Source organism: Sphingomonas sp. G5 (assembly GCF_052660795.1).
On sequence record NZ_CP109660.1, the window covers coordinates 737,069 to 760,099 of the forward strand.

21 protein-coding genes and 1 riboswitch are annotated in these 23,031 nt (G+C 70.1%); of the genes, 7 read left to right on the forward strand and 14 right to left on the reverse strand.

Annotated features, from left to right (window positions below; all coding sequences use genetic code 11):
- Positions 1-181: 181 nt before the first annotated feature.
- The gene (locus NE358_RS03600) at positions 182-1,018 is read right to left on the reverse strand and encodes a PDDEXK-like endonuclease domain-containing protein (RefSeq protein WP_289941574.1); all 837 of its coding nucleotides are present in this window, start codon (positions 1,016-1,018) and stop codon (positions 182-184) included.
- Between the two features lie 231 nt (positions 1,019-1,249).
- Positions 1,250-1,702 carry a GNAT family N-acetyltransferase gene (locus NE358_RS03605; RefSeq protein ID WP_116238571.1) on the reverse strand — a complete coding sequence of 151 codons (453 nt, stop codon included), beginning with the start codon at positions 1,700-1,702 and terminating at the stop codon, positions 1,250-1,252.
- 87 nt (positions 1,703-1,789) lie between these two features.
- Between NE358_RS03605 and NE358_RS03610 the strand changes: the two genes are divergently transcribed.
- Complete coding sequence (locus NE358_RS03610; RefSeq protein WP_141375247.1) at positions 1,790-2,323, forward strand: hypothetical protein; 534 nt, start codon at positions 1,790-1,792, stop codon at positions 2,321-2,323.
- Positions 2,324-2,437: 114 nt separating this feature from the next.
- Positions 2,438-4,657, forward strand: coding sequence for an NADP-dependent isocitrate dehydrogenase (locus tag NE358_RS03615; protein WP_289941577.1), 2,220 nt, complete (start codon positions 2,438-2,440; stop codon positions 4,655-4,657).
- Between the two features lie 224 nt (positions 4,658-4,881).
- Here NE358_RS03615 and NE358_RS03620 read toward each other — a convergent pair whose 3' ends face one another.
- The 3 genes from NE358_RS03620 to NE358_RS03630 all read right to left on the reverse strand — a co-directional run bounded on the left by NE358_RS03620 (position 4,882) and on the right by NE358_RS03630 (position 8,210).
- Positions 4,882-6,282: a L,D-transpeptidase family protein gene (locus NE358_RS03620; protein ID WP_103206597.1), complete on the reverse strand. Its 1,401-nt coding sequence runs from the start codon at positions 6,280-6,282 to the stop codon at positions 4,882-4,884.
- Between the two features lie 129 nt (positions 6,283-6,411).
- Positions 6,412-7,827 carry an FAD-binding oxidoreductase gene (locus NE358_RS03625; protein ID WP_103206596.1) on the reverse strand — a complete coding sequence of 472 codons (1,416 nt, stop codon included), beginning with the start codon at positions 7,825-7,827 and terminating at the stop codon, positions 6,412-6,414.
- Positions 7,824-8,210, reverse strand: coding sequence for a YrdB family protein (locus NE358_RS03630; protein WP_258027861.1), 387 nt, complete (start codon positions 8,208-8,210; stop codon positions 7,824-7,826). The genes NE358_RS03625 and NE358_RS03630 overlap by 4 nt, the downstream gene beginning before the upstream one ends.
- Before the next feature lie 137 nt (positions 8,211-8,347).
- Positions 8,348-8,433: riboswitch (ZMP/ZTP riboswitch) on the forward strand.
- A gap of 57 nt (positions 8,434-8,490) precedes the next feature.
- Here NE358_RS03630 and glyA point away from each other — a divergent pair.
- The 3 genes from glyA (at position 8,491) to NE358_RS03645 (ending at position 11,631) form a co-directional block, all read left to right on the forward strand.
- Entirely contained in the window at positions 8,491-9,765 is a 1,275-nt protein-coding gene (gene glyA / locus NE358_RS03635) for a serine hydroxymethyltransferase (protein WP_103206595.1), read from the forward strand.
- 402 nt (positions 9,766-10,167) lie between these two features.
- Positions 10,168-11,052: a bifunctional methylenetetrahydrofolate dehydrogenase/methenyltetrahydrofolate cyclohydrolase gene (locus tag NE358_RS03640; RefSeq protein WP_289941586.1), complete on the forward strand. Its 885-nt coding sequence runs from the start codon at positions 10,168-10,170 to the stop codon at positions 11,050-11,052.
- A 90-nt stretch (positions 11,053-11,142) separates the two neighbouring features.
- Positions 11,143-11,631, forward strand: a complete 489-nt coding sequence (locus NE358_RS03645; RefSeq protein WP_103206593.1) for a cytochrome C5 — start codon at positions 11,143-11,145, stop codon at positions 11,629-11,631.
- A 48-nt stretch (positions 11,632-11,679) separates the two neighbouring features.
- Here the strand turns inward: NE358_RS03645 and NE358_RS03650 are convergent, their stop codons facing one another.
- The 3 genes from NE358_RS03650 to hxlB form a co-directional block, all read right to left on the reverse strand.
- Positions 11,680-12,411: a DUF6882 domain-containing protein gene (locus NE358_RS03650; RefSeq protein ID WP_103206592.1), complete on the reverse strand. Its 732-nt coding sequence runs from the start codon at positions 12,409-12,411 to the stop codon at positions 11,680-11,682.
- A 123-nt stretch (positions 12,412-12,534) separates the two neighbouring features.
- Positions 12,535-13,158, reverse strand: coding sequence for a 3-hexulose-6-phosphate synthase (gene hxlA / locus NE358_RS03655; RefSeq protein WP_289941589.1), 624 nt, complete (start codon positions 13,156-13,158; stop codon positions 12,535-12,537).
- Between the two features lie 29 nt (positions 13,159-13,187).
- Positions 13,188-13,760: a 6-phospho-3-hexuloisomerase gene (gene hxlB / locus NE358_RS03660; RefSeq protein WP_289941591.1), complete on the reverse strand. Its 573-nt coding sequence runs from the start codon at positions 13,758-13,760 to the stop codon at positions 13,188-13,190.
- A 102-nt stretch (positions 13,761-13,862) separates the two neighbouring features.
- Here hxlB and NE358_RS03665 point away from each other — a divergent pair, with 102 nt between their 5' ends.
- Positions 13,863-14,702, forward strand: a complete 840-nt coding sequence (locus tag NE358_RS03665; protein WP_258027860.1) for a helix-turn-helix transcriptional regulator — start codon at positions 13,863-13,865, stop codon at positions 14,700-14,702.
- On the opposite strand, the gene NE358_RS03670 is transcribed toward NE358_RS03665, so the two are convergent.
- The 6 genes from NE358_RS03670 to NE358_RS03695 form a co-directional block, all read right to left on the reverse strand.
- Positions 14,696-15,496, reverse strand: coding sequence for an HpcH/HpaI aldolase family protein (locus NE358_RS03670; RefSeq protein ID WP_103206588.1), 801 nt, complete (start codon positions 15,494-15,496; stop codon positions 14,696-14,698). The genes NE358_RS03665 and NE358_RS03670 overlap by 7 nt on opposite strands.
- Positions 15,481-16,266 carry a fumarylacetoacetate hydrolase family protein gene (locus tag NE358_RS03675; RefSeq protein WP_289941595.1) on the reverse strand — a complete coding sequence of 262 codons (786 nt, stop codon included), beginning with the start codon at positions 16,264-16,266 and terminating at the stop codon, positions 15,481-15,483. Before NE358_RS03675 ends, NE358_RS03670 begins: the two co-directional genes overlap by 16 nt.
- A 122-nt stretch (positions 16,267-16,388) precedes the next feature.
- Positions 16,389-17,546, reverse strand: a complete 1,158-nt coding sequence (gene hpaD, locus NE358_RS03680) for a 3,4-dihydroxyphenylacetate 2,3-dioxygenase (protein WP_103206586.1) — start codon at positions 17,544-17,546, stop codon at positions 16,389-16,391.
- A 161-nt stretch (positions 17,547-17,707) separates the two neighbouring features.
- A complete protein-coding gene (hpaE, locus tag NE358_RS03685) occupies positions 17,708-19,210 on the reverse strand; it encodes a 5-carboxymethyl-2-hydroxymuconate semialdehyde dehydrogenase (RefSeq protein ID WP_289941599.1) in 1,503 nt (500 codons plus the stop codon).
- Positions 19,211-19,255: 45 nt separating this feature from the next.
- On the reverse strand, positions 19,256-19,960 hold the full coding sequence (locus tag NE358_RS03690; RefSeq protein WP_289941601.1) for a GntR family transcriptional regulator: 705 nt from the start codon (positions 19,958-19,960) through the stop codon (positions 19,256-19,258).
- On the reverse strand, positions 19,960-21,501 hold the full coding sequence (locus tag NE358_RS03695; RefSeq protein ID WP_289941602.1) for a fumarylacetoacetate hydrolase family protein: 1,542 nt from the start codon (positions 21,499-21,501) through the stop codon (positions 19,960-19,962). Before NE358_RS03695 ends, NE358_RS03690 begins: the two co-directional genes overlap by 1 nt.
- A gap of 120 nt (positions 21,502-21,621) precedes the next feature.
- On the opposite strand from NE358_RS03695, the gene NE358_RS03700 reads away from it, so the two are divergent.
- On the forward strand, positions 21,622-23,013 hold the full coding sequence (locus NE358_RS03700; RefSeq protein ID WP_103206582.1) for an MFS transporter: 1,392 nt from the start codon (positions 21,622-21,624) through the stop codon (positions 23,011-23,013).
- Positions 23,014-23,031: the final 18 nt, after the last annotated feature.

Sequence of the window (23,031 nt, forward strand, 5' to 3'; positions counted from 1 at the left end):
ATCCCGCCGGCCGCGGAGCGGCGCGGGGCCTGCTCGCACTTCGCACGGCCGCACGCCGCGCGGGCAACGAATTCGGAGGTTTGCACCAGATTCGGATCGGCAGACCCGAAGCGTCCGAATCCGTTGCACTCATCCGCATCCGTTGGTCTCCGTGAGACGGGGTGGTGCCGCTTCCTCCCGGTCATCGCGCGAGATGCAGCCCCTGAGCGATCACCGTCGAGAGCGTGCGCTCCACGCTGGCCCAGTCCGTCACCACGTCGCGATAGCTGAAGCGCAGCACGGTGTAGCCGCGGGCGATCAACTCGCGATCGTGGGCGAGATCGCGCTGCCGGTCCTGAGGAGTCGAGTGATAGGCGAAACCGTCGAGCTGAACGACGAGACGGTCACCGATCAGAACATCGACGCGGTGGCCAGCGATGAGCACCTGCTGGCGCACCGACACGCCCCAGGGGGACAGGCGCACCACGAAGATCGTCTCGAGCCCGGAGTCCGACCGCCCCGTCGCGATCGAGGCCAATCGCCTCGATGCGGGAGTCCGCCATGACATCTTCGCGACGGCGTCGGGGTGCAGGCGTTCGTGCCGCAGCGCCGATTCCCACACGATCAGGGCCTGCTCGAACGGAAGACAGCTTGCGACGTGCTCGAGACAGTCGGGAACCGACTCGATGAGGTGATGTGCGGGCAACGGCACGAGAGGAGCCGACCAGTGCGTGACGACGTCGGCGGGCGGAGCGTGGCCGTCAGGTTTCACCGCGACGTGAAGCGACGAATCGACTCCCTCGGGGATCCACCAGCCACGCACGGAGGCGGCGCTGACGCATGCGAGCCTGCCGGAAGCCTGGGCGGCGCCGACGAGAGCGGCGGGGGCGTTCTTCGTCGTAACCCAGTATCGCCTGACTCGGTCGACCTCGCCCCGCGTGATGGTTGCGCGCAGTCGACTGGCCGGGATCCCGGCATCCAGGATCTGCTGACGGTGCACGATGCCGCCGCGCGCTGTCACCCACTCGGCGATGTCCATGGGCCCACCCTGCTCCACCGAGCAGAGGAGGATGCGCCGAGCCGGGGCAGATGTGCAGGGGACCGTCGATCCGCATCCTGGGGAGGAGGAGTGGCGATTAAACAGAATCGGATCGCTGCAACAGATACGGACGACGAAGCCGATAAAGAGCCGAATCTGTTGCCTGAATCCGAATCTGTTGCAACGCCAACGCAACGCCGCGCGACCGCGACGCCGCGCCCGCGCCGGGTCTTACACCCGTGCGCGAGCGATGACCTCGCCGTACTCCGTCTCGCCGACGGGCTCGAACCCCACGCGCTGGAAGAAGGCCTCGGGGCCGCCGACGCCGGGCTCGTAGATGACGTCGACGTGGTCCATGCCGCGGCCGCGGGCCTCTTCGAGCACAGCGGCGATGGCGTAGCTGCCGACACCGCGACCCTGCTCGTCGGCGTCGACGTTGATGCGCCACAGCACCGAGCGGAAGTGCTCCTCGTGCGCCTCGGGGTCGAAGTTCGCGCTGACGAAGCCGACGACCTCGTCGCCGTCGAGCACGACGCGCTGCCACGACGTCTGCGGGTTGCTGACGGTCGCCGCGATGCCGTAACTGACCGGCGCGAGGAACTGCTCCTGCCCGGGCTTGAGCGACAGGGTGTTCACGGCCACGATCGTGGCGGCGGACAGTTCGACGAGACGCAGGTCAGCCATGGGCCCAGGCTAGCGGCACCCCGACCCCGCCCCCAAGATCGCATGCCGTCGCATGCGGTTCTCGTCACCTGTGCATACGCTGGGCGGGTGCACGATGCTGACCGGCCCCTGCGAGCGCCCGAGACGAGCGCGGGGCGTCACCGGATCGCCCTGTCCTGCACGGTGCACGTTCCGCAAGGCGTTCAGGATGCCGCTCTGCTCGCGTTCGAGCAGGCTCTGCAGCGCGCGCACCTGCGTGCCGCGCCGGAGCGAGCGGCCCACGCGAACCCGGGTGCGACGGGAGAGACGCTCACCGTCTACGAACGTGGCAGCTTCCTCGCCGAAACACTCTTCAACGGGACCGGTCTGTCCCTGCTCACCACCCGTGTCGGACCCCTCTCGATGCAGGCGGTCGTCGTCCTCACGACGCGCACGGTGAACGATCTCAGCCGCGTCATCGTGTCGATGGTGGTCGGGGGAGAGGTCGCGCCCGAGATCGCCCGAGAGGTGGATGCCGCCATCGACGACCTCGTCGCTCGTGGCGTCGTCGTCGACGGCCCCGGCTGGGCGCGGGCGGTCGACGTCCCCCGCGAGAGCCTGGGGCACCCGCAGACCGCGCGAGAGCACGGCATCCGGGGCTGAGAAGTCCTCTCCAGACGGCGGAGGGATGCCGAGAACTATCTCGACATCAAGAGACTTTGCCCACGTGCGATAGGCTGAAACGCAACCCTGGCCGCCTCTACGGAGAGATCTGACGTGCCCGATTCCACCATCATTTACACGTACACCGACGAGGCGCCGGCTCTCGCCACCGCGTCGTTCCTGCCCATCGTGCAGGCCGTCACCAAGCAGGCGGGTGTCGACGTCGAAACCCGCGACATCTCGCTCGCCGGCCGCATCCTCGCGGCCTTCCCGCAGCGCCTCACGCCCGAGCAGCAGGTCGGCGACGCTCTCGCCGAGCTCGGCGGGCTCGCCACGCTCCCCGAAGCGAACATCATCAAGCTGCCGAACATCTCGGCATCCATCCCGCAGCTGAAGGCCGCGATCGCCGAGCTCCAGTCGCAGGGCTACGACATCCCGGACTACCCGGACGAGGCGTCGAGCGTCGAAGACAAAGACGTGCGCGCGCGCTACGACCGCATCAAGGGCTCCGCCGTGAACCCCGTGCTGCGCGAGGGCAATAGCGACCGCCGCGCCCCGCTCGCGGTGAAGAACTACGCCAAGAAGCACCCCCACCGCAACAAGGCGTTCGCCGAGGGCTCGAAGACCCGTGTCGCCACGCTCGGTCACGACGACTTCCGCTCGAACGAGAAGTCGGTCGTCCTCGCCGACGACGACGTGCTCACGATCCAGCACGTGGCCGCCGACGGCACCACGAAGACGCTCAAGGAGGGGCTGAAAGTCCTCCAGGGCGAGATCGTGGATGCCACGTTCCTTTCGGCTGCGGCCCTCGACGCGTTCCTCGCCGACACGCTGGCGCAGGCGAAGGCCGACGACATGCTCTACTCGGTGCACCTGAAGGCCACGATGATGAAGGTCAGCGACCCGATCATCTTCGGTCACGTGGTGAAGGCGTTCTTCGCCGACGTCTTCGACCGTCACGGCGACGCTCTCGCGGCGGCGGGGCTCACCCCCAACGACGGCCTCGGCTCGATCCTCGCCGGTCTGTCGAACGTCGAGGGCGGCGACGCCATCGCCTCCGAGATCCGTGAGGCCCTGGCATCCGGGCCCCGTCTGTCGTATGTCAACAGCGACAAGGGCATCACGAACCTGCACGTGCCCTCCGACGTCATCGTGGATGCCTCGATGCCCGCGCTCATCCGCAACGGCGGCAAGCTGTGGGGTGCCGACGGGGGAGAGGACGACACTCTCGCCGTCATCCCCGACTCGTCGTACGCCGGTGTGTATCAGGCGACCATCGACGACGTCATCGCGAACGGCCCGCTCGACCCGGCCACCATCGGTTCGGTCCCCAACGTGGGCCTCATGGCGCAGGCGGCCGAGGAGTACGGCAGCCACGACAAGACGTTCGAGATCCCGGCCCCCGGCCGCGTGCAGGTCGTCGCCTCGAACGGCGACGTGCTGCTCGAGCACGAGGTCGACGCCGGCGACGTCTGGCGCGCGACCCAGACGAAGGACGTCGCGGTCCGCGACTGGGTGAAGCTCGCCGTCACGCGCGCCCGCGCCGCCGGCGTTCCCGCCGTGTTCTGGCTCGATGAGACCCGCGCGCACGACCGCAACCTCATCGCCAAGGTGCACGAGTACCTCGCCGACCACGACACCGAGGGTCTCACGATCGAGATCCTCGCGCCGGCCGCAGCGACGACCTACTCGCTCGAGCGCATCCGCCGCGGAGAGGACACCATCTCGGTCACCGGCAACGTGCTGCGCGACTATCTGACCGACCTGTTCCCGATCCTCGAGGTGGGCACGAGCGCCAAGATGCTCTCGATCGTTCCGCTGCTCGCGGGCGGCGGCCTGTTCGAGACCGGCGCCGGCGGCTCGGCTCCCAAGCACGTGCAGCAGCTCGTCGAGGAGGACTACCTCCGCTGGGATTCGCTGGGTGAGTTCTTCGCCCTCGCGGCCTCGCTCGAGCACCTCGCCGACACCACGGGCAACGAGCGCGCCCGCGTGCTCGCGCAGACCCTCGACGCCGCGACCGGCACGTTCCTCGAGAACGACAAGTCGCCCGGCCGTGCCCTCGGCACGATCGACAACCGCGGCAGCCACTTCTACCTCGCCCTGTACTGGGCGCAGGAGCTGGCGCAGCAGTCGACGGACGCCGACCTGGCCCGGGTGTTCGCCCCGGTCGCCGAGAAGCTGGAAACGTCGGAGCAGACGATCGTCGCCGAGCTCAACGCCGTCCAGGGGCACCACGCCGAGATCGGCGGGTACTACCGACCGAACGCGGAGCTCGTCGAGAAGGTCATGCGCCCCTCGGCCACGCTGAACGCCGTGGTCGACGCCCTGCGCTGAGCCTGAGAACGGAAGAGGGGCGGATGCCGTTGGCATCCGCCCCTCTTCCGTTCGCGTGAGTGGCCAGAAATCGTCGCCCGGCCCGGCCCCAGGCGACGATTCTTGGCCCCTCACGCGCCACGGGCGCCCCGGAAGCCGGGCCGCTCACGCAGGTACGAGACGCACCGGGGGAAACGAAGAGGGGCGGATGCCGATCGGCATCCGCCCCTCTTGGGGACCCGGGCTCAGTAGTGGACCGAGACCTCGGTGCCGCGGTAGGCCCAGTCGTACAGCTCTTTGGCCTGCGGGATCGTCATGTTGATGCAGCCGTGGCTCATCGGCGTTCCGAAGTTGTTGTGCCAGTAGGTTCCATGGAAACCCTCGTCGCCGTTGAAGTACGCGACCCAGGGCACGTCCTTGGTGCAGTAGTCGTACCCGGGAACGCAGCCCATGTCCTGCATCGGGGTCTTCCAGCCGATACGGAAATTGCCGGTGTGGGTCGCGTGGTCGCCCGCGCCCGACGAGATCGTGTACGTGCGGTACACCTCGCCGTTCTGCCAGAGCGTCGTGGTCTGCGTGCTGAGGTTGACGTCGATGCGGCGCTCGGTCTTGGTGGTGTCGAACGCCGTCTCGGTGACGGGGAGGGCGTACCGCCCGTTGCCTTCGGCGAGCTGCTTCGCGAAGGCTGCGGCCACTCCGCTGGTGTCGCCGAGCGCGCGGCCGGTCTGGCCCTCGGTGAGGGCCTTGATGACTTCTCCGCCGGTGTCGACGATCACGTCGGCGTTGACGGGGGCGCGGTCGACAGCCCCGGGCAGGCCCGCGACGGCGGATTGGATCGCGGCGGTGTCGGCCGAGATGGCGAAGTCGCCCTTGCCGTCGGGGGTGACGGTGAGCCACGAGGCGGCGGTGGCGCGGTCGACGGGGACGGTGCGCTCTTCGCCGACGTAGAAGCCGACCGAGTCGAGGATGCCGTTGAGCGTGGCGACGGCGGCGCCGGCCTCATCGGTCGAGACGGGGGCGTCGACGGGCACGAGGCTCGCGGTGACGGTCGCGCTGCTCTGACCCGCGTCGAACGCGGACTGCAGGGCCGCGGTCACGGCGGCGACGTCGATGCCTTCGCCGGCTTCGGCGGGGGTGGCGACGTACGCCTGCGAGCCCGCGTCGTACGCGATGGAGGCGTCGACGGGCGCACGGTAGGTGCCGGGGGCGCGGTTCTTCAGCGCGGTGGCGGCCTCGTCGGCGTTCACCTGCACCTGCACGCCGGTGCCCTCGGGGAACCACGAAGCGGGCTTCCACATGGGGTTGTCGGCGAAGGCCTTGTCGGCGAGGGCGGCTGCGTCGACGGTCGCGCCGAGGTCGGCTCCCGTGACGGTGACAGCGCCGGCGGGGGAGTCGACGGTGATGGCGGTCTCGGCCAGGCGGTTCGAGATCGCCTGGGCGGCGGCACCGGCGGTGAGACCGCCGATCTGCACGCCCGCGACCGAGGCTCCGGGAGCGATCAGCACGAGCGAGGCGGCGATGAGAGCCACGGCCGTCGCGCCGGCGGGGATGCCGATCCAGAGGCCGGAACGGTTCTTGCGCTTCGTCGGCTCGGGCGGTGCCCAGGCGTAGGTTGCGCCGTCGGTGCCAGGTGCGCCGTCGGTCATGAGTCAAACCCCCCGATAGTCAGTCTTCCTATGCTACGAGTGGATGTTGCGCATACGCCCTGAGCAATATCACGGTCTGATCACGTCGATGGCGCGACGCGGCCATAACGGCCGAGAACGACGCGGAGGTCAGGGGCCGAAGACCTTGCCCGGGTTCAGGATGCCGAGCGGGTCGAAGGCGTGCGCGATGTCGCGTTGCAGCTTCCACTGGTCGTCGCCCAGCTCGTCGATCAACCAGCGCCGCTTCAGCACGCCGATCCCGTGCTCCCCGGTGAGGGTTCCGCCGAGCGCGAGGGCGGCGCGGAACAGTTCTTCGGCCGCCTCCCAGACCACTGGCGGCACCTCGGGGCCCTCGAAGACGAAGTTCGGGTGCAGGTTGCCGTCGCCGGCGTGCGCGACGGCGGGGATGACGAGTCCGAACTCCCGCTCGATCCGGGCGATCTCGTCGAACATGTCGGGCAGAGCGCTGCGGGGGACCGAGACGTCCTCGATGAGGGTCGTGCCGAGCGTCTCCATCGCGGGATGCATCGCGCGGCGGACGGCCAGCAGCGCCTCGCCCTCGGCGGCGTCCGCGGCCACGGCGACGGCGCCGCCCGCCTCGCGCAGGATCTCGGCGATCGCGGACGCCTCGTCGGTGGCGACGGGGCCGTCGGTCTGGATGGTCAGCTGCGCTGCGCCCTCGGGAGGTGCCGGAAGAGACAGCAGGCGGTGCGCGGCCGCGAGGCTCGTGGCATCCATCAGCTCCATGATCGCGGGCTGCACCCCCGAGGCCGTGACCGCGGCGGATGCGACGGCGGCGGCGCGGACACCGTCGAACAGCGCCGTGAGGGTGACGCGCTCGCCCTCGACGAGGCGGCGGAGCTTGAGGGTGGCGCCCACGACGACCCCGAGGGTCCCCTCGGATCCGATGATGAGGGAGGTGAGGTCGAGTCCGGTGACGCCCTTGACGCTCCGGTGGCCGAAGTGCATGAGGCGCCCGTCGGCGAGGACGACGTCGACGCCCAGTACCGCATCGCGCACGACGCCGTACTTCGCGCAGAGCAGGCCACCGGCGCCCGTGGCGATGTTGCCGCCGACCGTCGAGATGGCCCGGCTCGCGGGATCGGGGGCCCACCACACGCCGTGCGGTTCGAGCAGGGCATTGAGTTCGGCGTTCAGGATTCCGGGTTCGACCACGGCCAACAGGTCGTCGGGGCGGACCTCGAGCACGCGATCCATGCCGCGCACCGAGAGGCTGATCTCGCCGCCGCCGGTGTTGGCTCCGCCCGCGAGTCCGGTGCCGGCTCCGCGGGGGACGACCGGGGTGCGGGTGGCGGTGGCGATGCGCATCACCGTCTGGACGTCGGCGACGGATACCGCGTGAACGACGGCGAGCGGGGTGCCCTCGGCCGCATGTCCCGACTTGTCGGCGCGGGCCGCCTCGAGGGCGGTGGGGTTGGTGTCGACGCGCGGGCCGAGGTCTGCTCGGAGCAGCGCGAGAGTCTGGTCGGCCGCGCTCCGGGGGTGCACGGACGGCGCAGAGTGCGCCGTCTCGTCCGCCGTCATGCCAGGCGCCGTCGGCCGTTCAGCGCGCCGAGGACGACGGCGACGATCGCGAAGATCAGGCCGATCCAGGCCTGGCCCATGCTCCACCACGCGACGGTGGCGGCGGCGTAGACGAACAGCTCGACGAGCGCCCGCACGAAGGGGTGCACGGCGAGCACAGCCCGCGGCGAGACGAAGAGAGCCCACACGAGGATCGCGAGCGCCGGGGCGCCGATGCCGGCGATGATGTTCCCGGGGAACGGCCAGGCGAGGAAGCCCCAGATGGCCAGCGTCACGAAGGCGAACAGGCCGCAGACGACGCTCGCCATCTCCAGCGCCGACGGCCGGGGGCGCATGCCGGGAGCGAGGGGCGCCTGGGCGCGGACGTTGCGGGAGTCGGTCACTCCCTCATTTTACGCGGGCCCCGGGCTCCGGCATCCGCAATGCCTCGGCGTCGAGTCGACCGCGCGGGCGGGGAGTTCCTGTGGAGGAACGGTGGATGCCGAGACACGCGGAGCCGCGAAGGGTTTACCCGCTAAAGTGGCACCGTCGCGACTGGCGTTGAGGTGGGGAACCACCGGGGAGCGACCGCTTGACGGTATTCGACCGCACGCCTGGGTCGATGCGGTATCTACGCGGGCTCGCCGAGCCCGCGGCATCCGGAACCATCGTCAAGGAGATCGCATGACCGATCCGTACTTCAACGCCCCCCTCTCCGAGGTCGACCCCGAGATCGCCGAGGTCCTCGAGCGCGAGCTCAACCGCCAGCGCGGGTTCCTCGAGATGATCGCCTCCGAGAACTTCGTGCCCGTGTCGGTGCTGCAGTCGCAGGGCTCGGTGCTGACCAACAAGTACGCCGAGGGCTACCCCGGACGTCGCTACTACGGCGGCTGCGAAGAGGTCGACGTCGCCGAGTCACTCGCGATCGAGCGGGCGAAGACCCTGTTCGGTGCCGAGTTCGCCAACGTCCAGCCGCACTCCGGCGCCTCGGCCAACGCCGCCGTGCTGCACGCGATCGCCCGCCCCGGCGACACGCTGCTCGGTCTCGCCCTCGACCAGGGCGGTCACCTGACCCACGGCATGAAGATCAACTTCTCGGGCCGCCTGTACGACATCGTCGCCTACGGCGTCGACCCCGAGACCAGCATCATCGACATGGACGAGGTGCGCCGCCTCGCCCTCGAGCACAAGCCGAAGGTCATCATCGCCGGCTGGTCGGCCTACCCGCGCCAGCTCGACTTCGCCGCCTTCCGCGCGATCGCCGACGAGGTCGGGGCCCTTCTCTGGGTCGACATGGCGCACTTCGCCGGCCTCGTCGCCGCGGGCGTGCACCCCTCACCCATCCCGCACGCGCACGTCGTGTCGACCACCGTGCACAAGACGATCGGCGGTCCCCGCTCGGGCCTCATCCTGACCAACGACGCCGATCTCGCCAAGAAGATCAACACCGCGGTCTTCCCCGGCCAGCAGGGCGGTCCGCTCATGCACGTCATCGCCGCCAAGGCGACGGCGTTCAAGCTGGCTCTCACGCCGGAGTTCAAGGAGCGCCAGGAGCGCACCCTGCGCGGGGCCTCGATCCTCGCCGACCGCCTCACGCAGGACGATGTCAAGAACGCCGGCATCGCCGTGCGCTCGGGCGGCACCGACGTGCACCTCGTGCTCGTCGACCTGCGCGAAGCCGAGATCGACGGCAAGCAGGCCGAAGACCTGCTGCACGACATCCACATCACGGTCAACCGCAACGCCGTGCCGAACGACCCCCGTCCGCCGATGGTGACCTCGGGCCTGCGCATCGGCACCCCCGCGCTCGCGACCCGCGGCTTCGGCGACACCGAGTTCACCGAGGTGGCCGACATCATCGCGCTCGCGCTGATCCCCGGCGCCGACGTCGAGGCCCTGCGCGCGCGTGTGGCGAAGCTCGCCGAGGCCTTCCCGCTCTACCCCGACCTGCAGCAGTGAGTCCGGCCGGGGCGGGCGTCGCGCGTGCGGCCCCGTCCCGGCATCCGGCCCGTCCGTCCTCACCGGGGCGGGTCTCGGCATCCACCGGCCATCATCGCGACGTCGGGCGCCGAGCCCGGCCGGCCCCCTCCCCGCATAAACGCGATTCGCGCACATAAACGCGGGGAGTGAGCGTTTATGCGACCGAGGAGCGTTTATGCGTGACAGCGGATCTCACCGGCCCGGGGCGCCCGCGGCGACGACCCGGCGGTGTCGGACGGGTGCCCGGCCCGCCCCACCCCCGCATAAACGCGATTCGCGCACATAAACGCGGGGAGAGCGCGTTTCTGCGACCGAACAGCGTTTATGCGTGCGATTCCTCGCCCGCACGACCCCGATCGATACTCAAGAAAGAGGGATGCCATGACGGCGACGATCCTCGACGGTAAGGCCGCGTCGGCGGCGATCAAGGCGGAGCTCGCCGAGCGCGTCGCAGCGCTCCGCGAGAGGGGCGTCGTCCCGGGCATCGCGACGGTCCTCGTCGGTGCCGACCCGGCGTCGCAGCTGTACGTCGGCATGAAGCACAAGCAGTCCGAGGCGATCGGCATGAACTCGATCCAGGTCGAGCTGCCGGCCGAGGCGACCCAGGACGAGGTCGAAGCGGTCATCGACCGCCTCAACGCCGACCCCGCGTGCCACGGCTACATCGTGCAGCTGCCGCTGCCGAAGCACCTCGACACCGACGCGATCCTCGAGCGGATCGATCCGGCGAAGGATGCCGACGGCCTCCACCCCACCAACCTCGGCCGTCTCGTGCTCAACGTCAATGCGCCGATCCTCACGCCGCTTCCCTGCACGCCGCGCGGGGTCATCGAACTGCTGCTGCGAGGCGGCTACGACCTGAAGGGCAAGGAGGTCGTCGTCGTCGGCCGCGGCGTGACAATCGGTCGCTCGATCGGGCTGCTCCTGACGCGCCGCGAGATCAACGCGACGGTGACCCTCACCCACACCGGCACCGCCGACCTCGCGAAGCACCTGCGCGAGGCCGACGTCATCGTCGCCGCCGCGGGCGTCAAGCACATCGTGCGCGCCGCCGACGTCAAGCCGGGCGCCGCGGTGCTCGACGTGGGTGTCACGCGCGAGACCGATCCCGAGACCGGGAAGTCGCGCGTCTATGGCGACGTGCACCCCGACGTCGCCGAGGTCGCCGGCTTCGTCTCGCCCAACCCGGGCGGAGTCGGCCCCATGACGGTCGCCCTGCTGATGACCAACGTCGTCGAGGCCGCGGAGCGCGCGACCGCCGCCTGACGGTGAACCGCGGCCTGCCGCCGGTTGAACAGACGGAGCGTCGCGCGCAATGGGGAGGCGCGCGTGCCCGCGACGTGGCAAGGTTTTCTCATGACTGAGTCCGTGTTGAACGACCTCCTCCGCCGCGTCACCGAGAGCGGCCTGCTCGAAGACGCCCAGATCGACGAAGACAGCGTCATCGGGTCCGGACACCTCGATGCCGCCGGCGTCGAGGTGGAGGTCGACCTCGACCCCGAGATCGACGAAGACGAAGAGCCGGATCTCGAAGCGATCATGAGCAACCTCAAAGACGTGCTCTCGGTCGGTGAGGAGCGCTGGCGCGCGATCGTCGAGGAGATCTCGAGCGACATCGAGGACGCCCTCGACGACGACGAGCTCGATGCCGACGTCGACCTGCGTACCGACCTCGAGGCCATCGGCGTGGGTGTGTTCGCCGACGCGATCATCGTGGTGTTCGCCGGTCAGACATCGTTCCCCGATGCTCTCGTGCACGTTCAGCTCACGCCCGAGCTCGAGGTCGAAGACATCGAGATCATCGGTGACGACGACGAGGAAGACGACGACGCCGACGAGGACTGACTCCCGTTCGAAAGGGTCGCGCCGTACCGGCGCGGCCCTTTCGCGTTCTCAGGCAGTACCGGCGAGGGAAGCCTTCATCGACGTGACCCGCGCCTGCTCGTCGAAGCCGAAGGTGACCGAGCCGGAGGAATCGGTGACGACGGCGCCCGAGAAGGCGTCGTCGGTCCACGTCATGGTCCACCCGGCCAAGCGCGCGAGGTTCCACACGGCCGCGCGCGGATCGGCGGGCGTCGTGGTCGACATGATGCGCGGCATCCGGATCATCGCCTCGGCGACGGTGGGCGCGGGCAGCGGGGCATCGAGAAGCAGCACCGCGCGTGTGCCGGATTCGCCCGAGGGTGCGGAGTAATACGCCGAGCGGCCGGTGATGTCGACGGCGGCTCCGGCGATCTCGTGCGAGACCTGAGTGATCCAGTCAGCGTCGCCCGGGGCGTCTGCGGGGAACGGCACCTCGGGTGAGGTGAGCTCGGCGATCCCGTGGGCCTCGCCGTAGGCGCGGAGCTGCGCGGCCACACCCTGATCGCCGCCTCCCGCGGGGTGCGCCCACCCCCACAGCACGGAGCGGGGACCGGGGGCGATCGACGCGATGAGGTGCGCGCCGCAGACGAAACGTCGGGTCGGGTCTGTGGTCGACGAGAACGCGAACGTCCCCGTCGCGAGGTCGACGTCCCACCGGTGGTCGCCGAGCTGTTCCGCCGCCTGGCCCAGTGCGTCCTGGCGGAGGGCGGTGAAGAACGAGGCGCGATCGGCGAGAGCCCTGAGAGTCGGAAAAGTCGTCACCGCTCCACGCTAGACCGGTCGCTCGGGATCGCGAGCACGAGAACGAGGACTGGCCCTCGACACGACGACGGGCCGGGCCGGTGATCGCCCAGCCCGTCGTCGATTCGAGGATGTCGGCGGCTCTCAGACGATCGCGGCACGGAGCGCGGCGGCGGCGGCGCGCACATCGGGAGCGCTGTAGATGGCGCTGCCGGCGACGGCGACCTGGGCGCCCGCCTTCTGCACGTCGGCGATGCTCGACGCGTTGACGCCCCCGGCGACCGAGAACGGCACGCCCGAGGCTTCTCCGTCGCGCAGCAGCGTGGTGAAGGTGAAGCCCTCCTCGGCCTGCTCGTCGAGTCCGGCGTGCATCTCGACGAACTCGACGCCGAGGGCGATGACCTCCTTCGCGCGGGCCGGCTTGTCGGCGACCCCGATGAGGTCGACGACCACGCCCTTGCCATGCTTCTTGGCGGCGGTGACCGCTCCGACGATCGTGCTGTCCCCGGCGCTGCCGAGCACCGTCACGAGGTCTGCTCCGGCGCCGAAGGCGATGTCGGCCTCGAGCTCACCGGCATCCATCGTCTTCAGATCGGCGAAGACGATCTTGTCGGGGTGCGCCTTCTTGATGGCGGTGATGGCCGACAGGCCCTCGCTCTTGATGAGGGGCGTGCCGAGCTCGAGGATGTCGACGTGCGGCGCCGCGGCGGCGGCGAGGTCGAGGGCGGCCTCGGTGGTGAGGGTGTCCATGGCGAACTGCAGCTTCATTCGGGGGTCCTAACTGTCGGGGTGGAGGGTCATTCGAGATTCGCGTGGCGGGGCCACAGGTCGTCGGACGAGAGGCCCGAGCGCTGCCAGAGCGCGTCGAAGATCGCGTCGCCGACGAGCACGACGGCCTGCTCGAACAGGCCGCCGGCGTATTGGGTGGAGGCTGTGCCCGAGCGGTCGAGCTTGGTCGCGGCGGGCACCACGACGACGGCGTCCGCCGCCCGTCCGAGGGGTGAGTCGGGCGCGGTGGTGATCGCCACGATGCGTGCGCCGACCTCGGCGGCCGTCTCGACGGCGCGGACGATTCCGGTCGTCGTCCCCGAGCCGCTGGCGGTGAACAGCACGTCGCCGGCGCGGATCGCGGGTGCGGTGGTCTCACCGACGACGTGAACCGCGAGGCCGAGGTGCATGAGGCGCATCGCCGTCATCTGCAGGGCGAGGCCCGAGCGGCCGGCGCCGAGGACGAACACGCGGTCGGCGCCGCCCAGCACCTCGAGCACGTCGTCCGGGGCTTCGCCGGTCGCGAGGCGGTCGACGACCGAGATCAGCTCCCCCGAGATACGGGAGAGGGATGCCGCGATGCCGACGTCGGAGGAGGTCATGGCTCCATGCTTCGCCGGGGGAGCGGAGCGCGTGGCCGGTCGACGGCACAGGTCGACCTACCCGATCGGGTAGGTTGCCATCTCTGGACTAGGTTTGGGCGGGTGAAGCCGTCCGCCGAGTTGTCGTCCCCTGCGTCTCGCGCCCTCGTCATCGAGCACGAACGCATCGTCGCCGAGCAGGCCGACCGCCACGCCCTGACGCTCGAAGCGGTGCTGGCGATCCTGCGGTCCACGCGCCTCGACGACCGGGCCGCGCGCGCCCTCGCCGTGGAGACCGCGGCCGCCGCTCTCGTCGTCCTGCGGACGTCCACCGATCAGCAGCGCAGCGCCCTGCTGGAACCCGTCACCGGGGCCTTCGCCCGATTGCGCACCGACCTCCGTCCACTCGTCCGGCACGGCGACCTCGACGTGCAGTTCGTCGAACCGCCGGCGACCGGGCGCGCCCTGCCGGGCGAGGTCGCGCACGAAGCCCGGGCGATCGTCCGCAGCGCCGTGCTCGCCCTGCTCGACCGGGGTACTCCGCACCGCGTGCGCATCCAATGGGACTGCGACGGGCTGAACCTGCTCATCGGTATCCGCGACGACGGAGCGGGCACGCTCACCGCTCATGACGACTCGCTGGGGCCCATCGTCGAGCGGGTCAGCGCGCTCAACGGCGCGTTCGACGTCGCCTCGACACCCGGCTGGGGCTCCGAACTGTCGGTCGTGCTGCCGCTCGATCCGCCCCCGCGCCCCGACTTCCTCGACGAGGCGGTGGATCTCAGCCCCCGAGAGAGCGAGGTGCTCAGCCTCGTCGTGGCGGGCTCGCGCAACCGCGCGATCGCCGAACGCCTCGGGATCAGCGAGAACACCGCGAAGTTCCACGTGTCGAATCTGCTGCGAAAAGCGGGAGTCTCCACGCGGGCCGAGCTCGCGGCCCTCGGGACGGCGCGCGCTCAGTAGCTGTCGCGTTGCGGCGCGCGGGCGGTGACGAACCGCGCCGCCAGCGCCTCGGACGCCCGGGCGAGAAGTGCCACGTCGGCACCGACCGCGACGAAGTCCGCTCCCGCGTCGAGATAGGAGTCGGCCACCGCGGGGTCGAAAGCGTTCACACCCACCGGGATGCCGGCATCCCGAACCGCGGAGAACACGCGGTGGACCGCGGCCACCACGTCGGGATGCGTCTGCCGACCCAGCAAGCCCATCGACGCCGAGAGGTCGCTGGGCCCGACGAAGACGGCATCCACCCCCTCGACTGCGGCGATGTCGGCGGCGGCGTCGACGCCGGCGGCGGTCTCGATCTGCACGGTGAGCGAGACCTGGTCGGCGGCTTCGGCGAGGTAGCCGTCGACGCGGTTCCAGCGGGCGCTGCGGGCCAGGGCGCTGCCCACCCCCCGGATGCCGTCGGGCGGGTAGCGGGTGGCGGCGACCGCGGCGCGGGCTTCGGCGGCGGACGACACCATCGGCACGATGAGGTTCTGCGCCCCCACGTCGAGCACGCGCTTGATCGTGACCGGGTCGTTCGACGGCACGCGTACGACCGGGGTGACCGGGTAGGCCGCCGCCACCTGCAGTTGCCCGAGGACCTGCTCGATCGAGGTCGCGGAGTGCTCCATGTCGATCAGCAACCAGTCGAGGCCCGAGCCCGCGGCGATCTCCGCGACGACGGGATTCCCCGTGCACAGCCACATCCCGGCCAGGGGACGATCGGATGCCGCGAGGGCGGCGCGGAAGGTCGGGGTCAGACGAAGCGGCACGAGATCGTTCCCATCGGTCCGTAGTCGCAGAGGACGTCATCGCCCCGCGACACCCACATCGGGCGCGTGAACGATCCTGCCAGGATGATCTCGCCCGCCTCCAGGCGCGCGCCGTGCTGGTGGAATTTGTTCGCGAGCCACGCGACCCCGGTGGCCGGGTGGCCGAGGACGCCCGCGGCGACGCCGGTCTCTTCGATCTCGCCGTTACGGCTCAGCAGGCCGGGAACCCAGCGCAGGTCGATCTCGTCGGGACGCTTGTGCACGTCGCCGAGCACCATGGCGCCGTAGGCGGCGTTGTCGCTGATCGTGTCGACGATCGTGCGACCCTCGAGTTCGATGTGCGAGTTCAGGACCTCGAGCGCGGGGACGGCGTAGTCGATCGCGGCGAGGGCGTCGTCGAGCGTGCACTCGGGGCCTTCGAGCGGCGTCTTGAGCACGAAGGCGAGCTCGACCTCGACGCGGACGTTCGAGAAGTGGTCCACCGGGATCTCGGCCCCCGAGCGGTAGACGGTGTCGTCGAACATCACGCCGTAGTCGGGCTCCGTGATCCCTGTCGCCTGCTGCATCGCTTTCGAGGTCAGGCCGATCTTGCGCCCGACGAGCGTGCGGCCGCCGGCGAGCTGCGTATCGCGCCAGCGGCCCTGGATCCGGTACGAGTCGTCGACCGTGGCATCCGGGAATCTCGCCGTGATGCGCGGGATGACGGAGTGGGCGCGGTCGGCCTCGGCGAGTTCGGCCGCGATCGCGTCGATCTGTGCGTCGGTGAGCATGTGTTCTCCTTGGTCGGTCTCCGGAACCTCGTCCCACTTTTGGCGAAGCGTGTCCCACTTCTGGTCGGCTGGGGGGCGCTCAGGCAGCCATAAGTGGGACATCGTCGGGGGAGCGGGCGCGGTCAGAGCTGGTTGCCGAGCTTGAACTCGGCGGAGGGGGCGGATGCCGGCTCCTCCGGAGCACGGGTGTAGCTGAAGCCGTCGGCTCCGATCGTGACGGCCATCTCGCTCGAGTCCTCGCGAGCGCGGACCGGCTGCGGGTTCCCGTCGAGGTCGAGCACGAGCGAGCCCTCGGTGTACCAGCTGGGGACCACGGGGTTGCCCCACCAGTCGCGGCGCTGGTTGTCGTGGACGTCCCAGGTGATGACGGGGTTGTCGGGGTCGCCGGTGTAGTAGTCCTGCGTGTAGATCTCGACGCGGTGGCCGTCGGGGTCGCGCAGGTACAGGTAGAACGCGTTCGAGACGCCGTGGCGGCCGGGGCCGCGCTCGATGGCGTCGGATCGGCGGAGGGCGCCGAGTTTGTCGCAGATGGCGAGGATGTTGTGCTTCTCGTGCGTGGCGAAGCACACGTGGTGCATGCGGGGGCCGTCGCCGCCGGTCATCGCGGTGTCGTGCACGGTGGGCTTGCGGCGCATCCACGCGGCGTAGACGGTGCCCTCTTCGTCCTGGATGTCCTCGGTCACGCGGAACCCGAGCGACTGCATGAAATTCACCGCGCGGGGGACGTCGGGCGTGATCTGGTTGAAGTGGTCGAGGCGAACGAGCTCACCGGGGGAGTGCAGGTCGTAGCGCCACGAGAGGCGCTCCTGGTGCTCGGTGTCGAAGAAGAACTCGTACGGGAAACCGAGCGGGTCGACCACGCGGACGGAATCGCCGATGCCTTTCGTGAAGCCATTCGGCTCGCGGCGGACGTGGCAGCCGAGCTCCTCGTAGAAGGCGACAGCCCTGTCGAGGTCTTCCGCCGAGCGCACCCGGTACGAGAAGGCGGCCACGGCGGCGATCTCGCCCCGGCGGAGCACCAGGTTGTGGTGAATGAACTCCTCGGTGGAGCGCAGATAGATCGCCTCGTCGTCCTCTTCGGTGACGTGCAGTCCCAGGATGTCGACGTAGAAGACCCGGGATGCCGCGATGTCGGTGACCACCAGCTCCATGTACGCGCAGCGCAGGATGTCGGGCGCGGGGGCCTTCGGGGTGGGGATCGGGTCGTCGGAGACGATCGGGGCCTCCTGGGTCACCCAGAACCCGGATGAGGTCTTCTCTTCTTCGGTGTGCTTCGTCATTGTTCGCGTCCTTGCGTGGTTGTCGTCGGGGGTCGGAGTTGGCGGTCGAGATCACGTGACGACGACGAGCCCACCCGTCAAGGGCGGTGATGTCGTCCAGGTCACGTGATCTGGTCGGCAGCGCGGCGAGGCGATCCGCCGAGCTGCCGCGCGGACCGGGCTCAGTGCCCCGGGGCCTTGCCGAACGTCGGGTTGTGGGCCCCGCCGAGCGTGATGTGCACGGCCTGCTGGTCGGTGTAGAAGTCGATCGAGCGGTAGCCGCCCTCGTGACCGAGACCGGAGGCCTTCACCCCGCCGAAGGGGGTGCGGAGGTCCCGGACGTTGTTGGAGTTGAGCCACACCATTCCCGCCTCGACGTTCTGCGCGAACAGGTGGGCGCGCTTCAGGTCGTTCGTCCAGACGTAGGCGGCCAGGCCGTACCTCGTGTCGTTCGCGAGGGCGAGGGCCTCGTCGTCGGTGTCGAAGGGAGTGATCGCGACGACGGGGCCGAAGATCTCCTCCTGGAAGATGCGGGCGTCGGGTGCGACGTCGGCGAACACCGTGGGCCGCACGAAGTTGCCCTCCGCGAACCCCTCGGGGCGGCCGCCGCCGGCGACGAGACGCCCTTCGCTCTTGCCGAGCTCGACGTACGACATGACCTTGTCGTAGTGCTCGGGGTGCACGAGCGCCCCGACCTCGGTGGCGGGGTCGTCGGGGTAGCCGACCCTCACGCGATCGGCCTGGGCGGCGTAGCGCTGTACGAAGTCGTCGTACACCGAGCGCTCCACGAGGATGCGGCTGCCCGCGGTGCAGCGCTCGCCGTTGAGTGAGAAGACCCCGAAGATGGTCGCGTCGATGGCGGCGTCCAGGTCGGCGTCGGCGAAGACGATCGCGGGGCTCTTGCCGCCGAGCTCCATCGACAGGCCCTTCAGGAAGGGCGCGGCGTTGGCGAAGATGAGCTGCCCGGTCGAGCTCTCACCGGTGAACGAGATGAGCGGCACATCGGGATGCTTCACGAGCGCGTCGCCGGCGTCTTCGCCGAGGCCGTTGACGAGGTTGAACACGCCCTCGGGCAGGCCCGCCTCTTCGAAGATGCCCGCCCACAGGGATGCCGAGAGCGGGGTGAACTCCGCGGGCTTGAGCACCACGGTGTTGCCGGTGGCGAGCGCCGGACCGAGCTTCCACGACTCGAGCATGAACGGGGTGTTCCACGGCGTGATGAGCCCGGCGACACCGATCGGCTTGCGGTTGACGTAATTGAGCTGGCGTCCGGGAACCTTGAAGGCGTCGTCGGTCTGGGCCACGATCAGGTCGGCGAAGAACCGGAAGTTCTCGGCGGCGCGGCGGGCCTGACCGAGGGCCTGCGTGATGGGCAGGCCCGAGTCGAACGACTCGAGCTCCGCGAGGCGCTCGTCGCGAGACTCGACGAGGTCGGCGATGCGGTGCAGCACGCGCGAGCGTTCGCGGGGGAGCATGCGCGGCCACGGGCCGTCGGTGAAGGCCGTGCGGGCGGCCTCGACGGCGAGGTCGATGTCGGCCTTCTTGCCGGCGGCGGCCGTGACATAGGTCTGGTTCGTCACCGGGTCGAGCACGTCGAACGTGTCGCCGTCGACCGAGTCGACGAAACGGCCGCCGATGTAGTGCTGGATGCGCTCGGGCAGCTCGGCGGGGATACGGCGGGTCATGGATGCTCCTTCGTCGGAGGGGGCGGATGCCGATGGCATCCGGGATCAGAAAGCGGGCAGGCCGAGCACCTGGTCGGGGTGCTCGTGGATCATGTAGGCATCGAGAGTGGCCGAGCGGTGACGCCGAGAGACCTTCTCGATCTCGGCGAGCGGGGCGCCGTTCTCGATCAGCACGAGGATGTTCTCGTGCTCGCGGACCGACTCGGCGGCGCGGCCGGGGACGAAGCTGAAGGTGGAGTCGCGCAGGTGCCCGAGGCGCGCCCACTCGGCCTGCACGAGCTCGAGCATGCGGGGGTTGGCGCACTTCTCGAACAGGATCGCGTGGAACTCCTGGTTGAGCGCGGTGAAGGCGCGGGGGTCGAAGTGCTCGAGCGTCTCGACCATGAGCTCGTTGACCTGGCGCGCGCGACGTATGTCGTCGGTCGTCAGAGCTCGGGCCGACAGCGCGGTCGCCGCTCCCTCGAGCAGGCTCAGCGCCTGCATGCTGAAGCGGTAGGCGGTGTCGTCGACCATCGAGACGCGGGCGCCGACGTTCCGCTCGAACGTGACCAGCCCCTCGGCCTCGAGCTGGCGGATCGCCTCGCGCACCGGCACGACGCTCATGTCGAGTTCCCCGGCGATCGAGCCGAGCACGAGCCGGTAGCCGGGCGTGAACTCCTGCGACGCGATGCGGTTCTTGATCCAGTGGTACGCCTGCTGCGACTTGCTCTGGCTCGACGCGTGCGCGGTGGGCGGGGTCGCGGCATCCATCAGGCGTTCCTCTCGCCGTCGAAGCGGGCGCGCCACGCGGCGTTCATCGGGAAGAGTCCCTCGAGGGGATGACCGGATGCCACCTGACGGGCGATCCACGCATCCTCCTGCTCCTGTGCGAGGGCGGCGTCGACCACCTCGTCGGCCAGGGCGGGCGGGATGACGATCACCCCGTCGCCGTCGCCGACGAGGATGTCGCCGGGCTCGACGGTGGTGCCGCCGCAACCCACCGCGACATCGGTCTCCCACGGCACGTGACGGCGGCCGAGGACGGCCGGGTGCGGGCCGGCGGTGAAGACGGGGATGCCGACCGCGGCCACGGCTTCGGCGTCGCGCACGCCCCCGTCGGTGACGATCGCGGCGGCCTTGCGGGCATGAGCGCGGATTGCGAGGATGTCGCCGAGCGTGCCCGAACCGGTCTCGCCACGGGCCTCGATGACGATCACCTCGCCCTCCTCGACGGCGTCGAAGGCGCGTTTCTGCGCGTTCTGCCCGCCGCCGTGCACGGCGAAGAGGTCTTCGCGATGGGGGACGAACCGGAGGGTCCGCGCCGTGCCGACGAACCGGCTGCCGGGGGTGAGGGGGTGCACGCCGTCGATGGTCACGTCGTTGAGGCCGCGCTTGCGCAGCTGCCCGCTGAGGGCGGCGACGGGGACGCGCGAGAGCTTGTCGCGCAGTTCGGGCGAGAGCGAGGGGGCTGCGGCGGTCAGGGGAACAGGGGAGTCGGCGGGAACAGGTTCATCCGCGGCGGATCGCCCCGCGTCGGTGGCGTCCCCTGTTCCCGCGGCAGCGGCGGCCGCGGCCGACCCCCACGCCTCGGTGCGCTGGGTGTCATCGACCGCGGGCAGCGAACCGATCGCGGGATCGAACGGCCGGTCGCCCTGGGCCACCGTGGTGCGGAGCTTCCCGGTCGACAGGGGGCCGGCATCCACCTGCACCTCGACGACCTGGCCCGGCGTGACGACCGAGGATCCCGCGGGGGTGCCGGTGAGGATGACGTCGCCGGTCTCGAGGGTGAAGTGCTGGGAGAGGTCGGCGACGATCTGCGCGAGGGGGAAGATGAGCCCGGCGGTCGAGTCGTCCTGGACGAGGTCGCCGTCGACCCAGGTGCGCAGGCGCAGGTCCGCCGGATCGACGTCGCGGGCGTCGAGGAGCGCCGGTCCGAGGGGCGTGTAGCCGTCACCGCCCTTGGAGCGGACGTTCGAGCCCTTGTCGTTGGCGCGCAGGTCGTAGAGACCGAAGTCGTTCGCGGCGGTGAGGGATGCCACGTGCGACCACGCGGCGTCGGGCGTCACCCATCGGGCGGGCTCGCCGATGACGAGGGCGATCTCGCCCTCGAACGCGAGCAGCTCGGTGCCCGCGGGGCGTTCGATCTCGACGCCCGAGGGGGCGAGGGAGCTCGACGGCTTGAAGAAGTACGAGGGGGCGGCCGGGCGGCGGCCGCGCTGGTCGGCGCGCGAGGCGTAGGCCAGGTGGACGGCCACGATCTTGCCCGGGCGCTCGCCGAGGACGGCGAACCGGGGGTCGGCGATGTCGTTCATGAAGCTCCCTTGCGTCGTATTCGAAATCGTATATGATCCGAGAGGCGGGGGCAAGCACGACCCCGCCGACCTCTCGACAGCGACGTCGCGGTCTCGACGATGACGTCAAAGGAGCCACTCATGTCCACCGCACCCTCTCGCCGCTCGGCCGGGTTCACCCCGACCGGCACCATCTCGACCTCGGGCGATCGCCGCCGCGTGGTCTTCGCCACCGTGGTCGGAACCACCGTCGAGTGGTACGACTTCTTCCTCTACGCCTCGGCTGCGGGGCTGGTCTTCGGCCAGCTCTTCTTCGCGCCGGCCGGACCCGGGGTCGCGCAGATCCTGTCGTTCCTCACCGTGGGGCTCAGCTTCCTGTTCCGTCCCCTCGGCGCCTTCCTCGCCGGCCATCTCGGCGACAAGTACGGCCGCCGGGTCGTGCTGATGATCACGCTCATCCTCATGGGCGCCTCGACGACCCTGATCGGCGTGCTCCCGACCTTCGACGTCATCGGCGTCGCGGCCCCCGTGCTGCTGATCCTGTTGCGTGTGCTGCAGGGCATCTCGGCCGGGGGCGAGTGGGGCGGCGCGGTGCTCATGGCCGTCGAGCACGCCCCCAAGGCCAAGCGGAGCCTCTTCGGCGCCGCCCCCCAGCTCGGCGTTCCGCTGGGTCTGCTGCTGGCGAGCGGCATGCTCGCCCTCATGGCGGTCGTCGCCCCCGGCGACGCCTTCCTCGCGTGGGGCTGGCGCGTGCCGTTCCTGCTGTCGTTCGTCCTGATCCTCATCGGCTACTATGTGCGCCGGAAGGTCGAGGAGAGCCCGGTCTTCCTCGAGCTCGCCGAGCGCAAAGAGAAGACGCGGATGCCGATCGTGCAGCTGTTCCGCAAGCACGCGCTGCTCGTGCTGATCGCCGCCCTCGTGTTCGCCGGCAACAACGCGGTGGGCTACATGACCACGGGCGGCTACATCCAGCGCTACGCCACCAACCCCGACGGACCCGTGGGTCTGGCCACCGCCGACGTGCTCGGCGCGGTGACCCTGTCGGCGGTGTCGTGGCTCGTCTTCACCTGGATCGGCGGGTGGATCGGCGACGTCATCGGCCGACGCGCCACCTACCTGATCGGGTGGGCGGCGCTGCTGGTCGGGGTCTTCGTGCTGTTCCCGCTCGTCAACACCGCGAGCATCGGCCTGCTGACCCTGGGTCTCGTGGTGCTGACCGTGGGCCTCGGCCTCACCTACGGACCCCAGGCCGCGCTGTACGCCGAGCTGTTCCCGGCATCCATCCGCTTCTCGGGGGTGTCGATCTCGTACGCGCTCGGCGCGATCCTGGGCGGGGCGTTCGCCCCGACGATCGCCGAGGCGCTGGTCAAGGCGACGGGGTCGACCATGTCGGTGACCTGGTACCTCGCGGGCATGGTCGTGCTCGGCGCCGTCGCGACGCTCGTGCTGCGCGACCGCAGCGGGATCCCGCTGGGCCCCGACCACGAGGCCGAGCAGTCGGTCAGCCCGGTGCGCGGGCTGTCGAAGGCCTGAGCCCGGCCGTCACGGTCC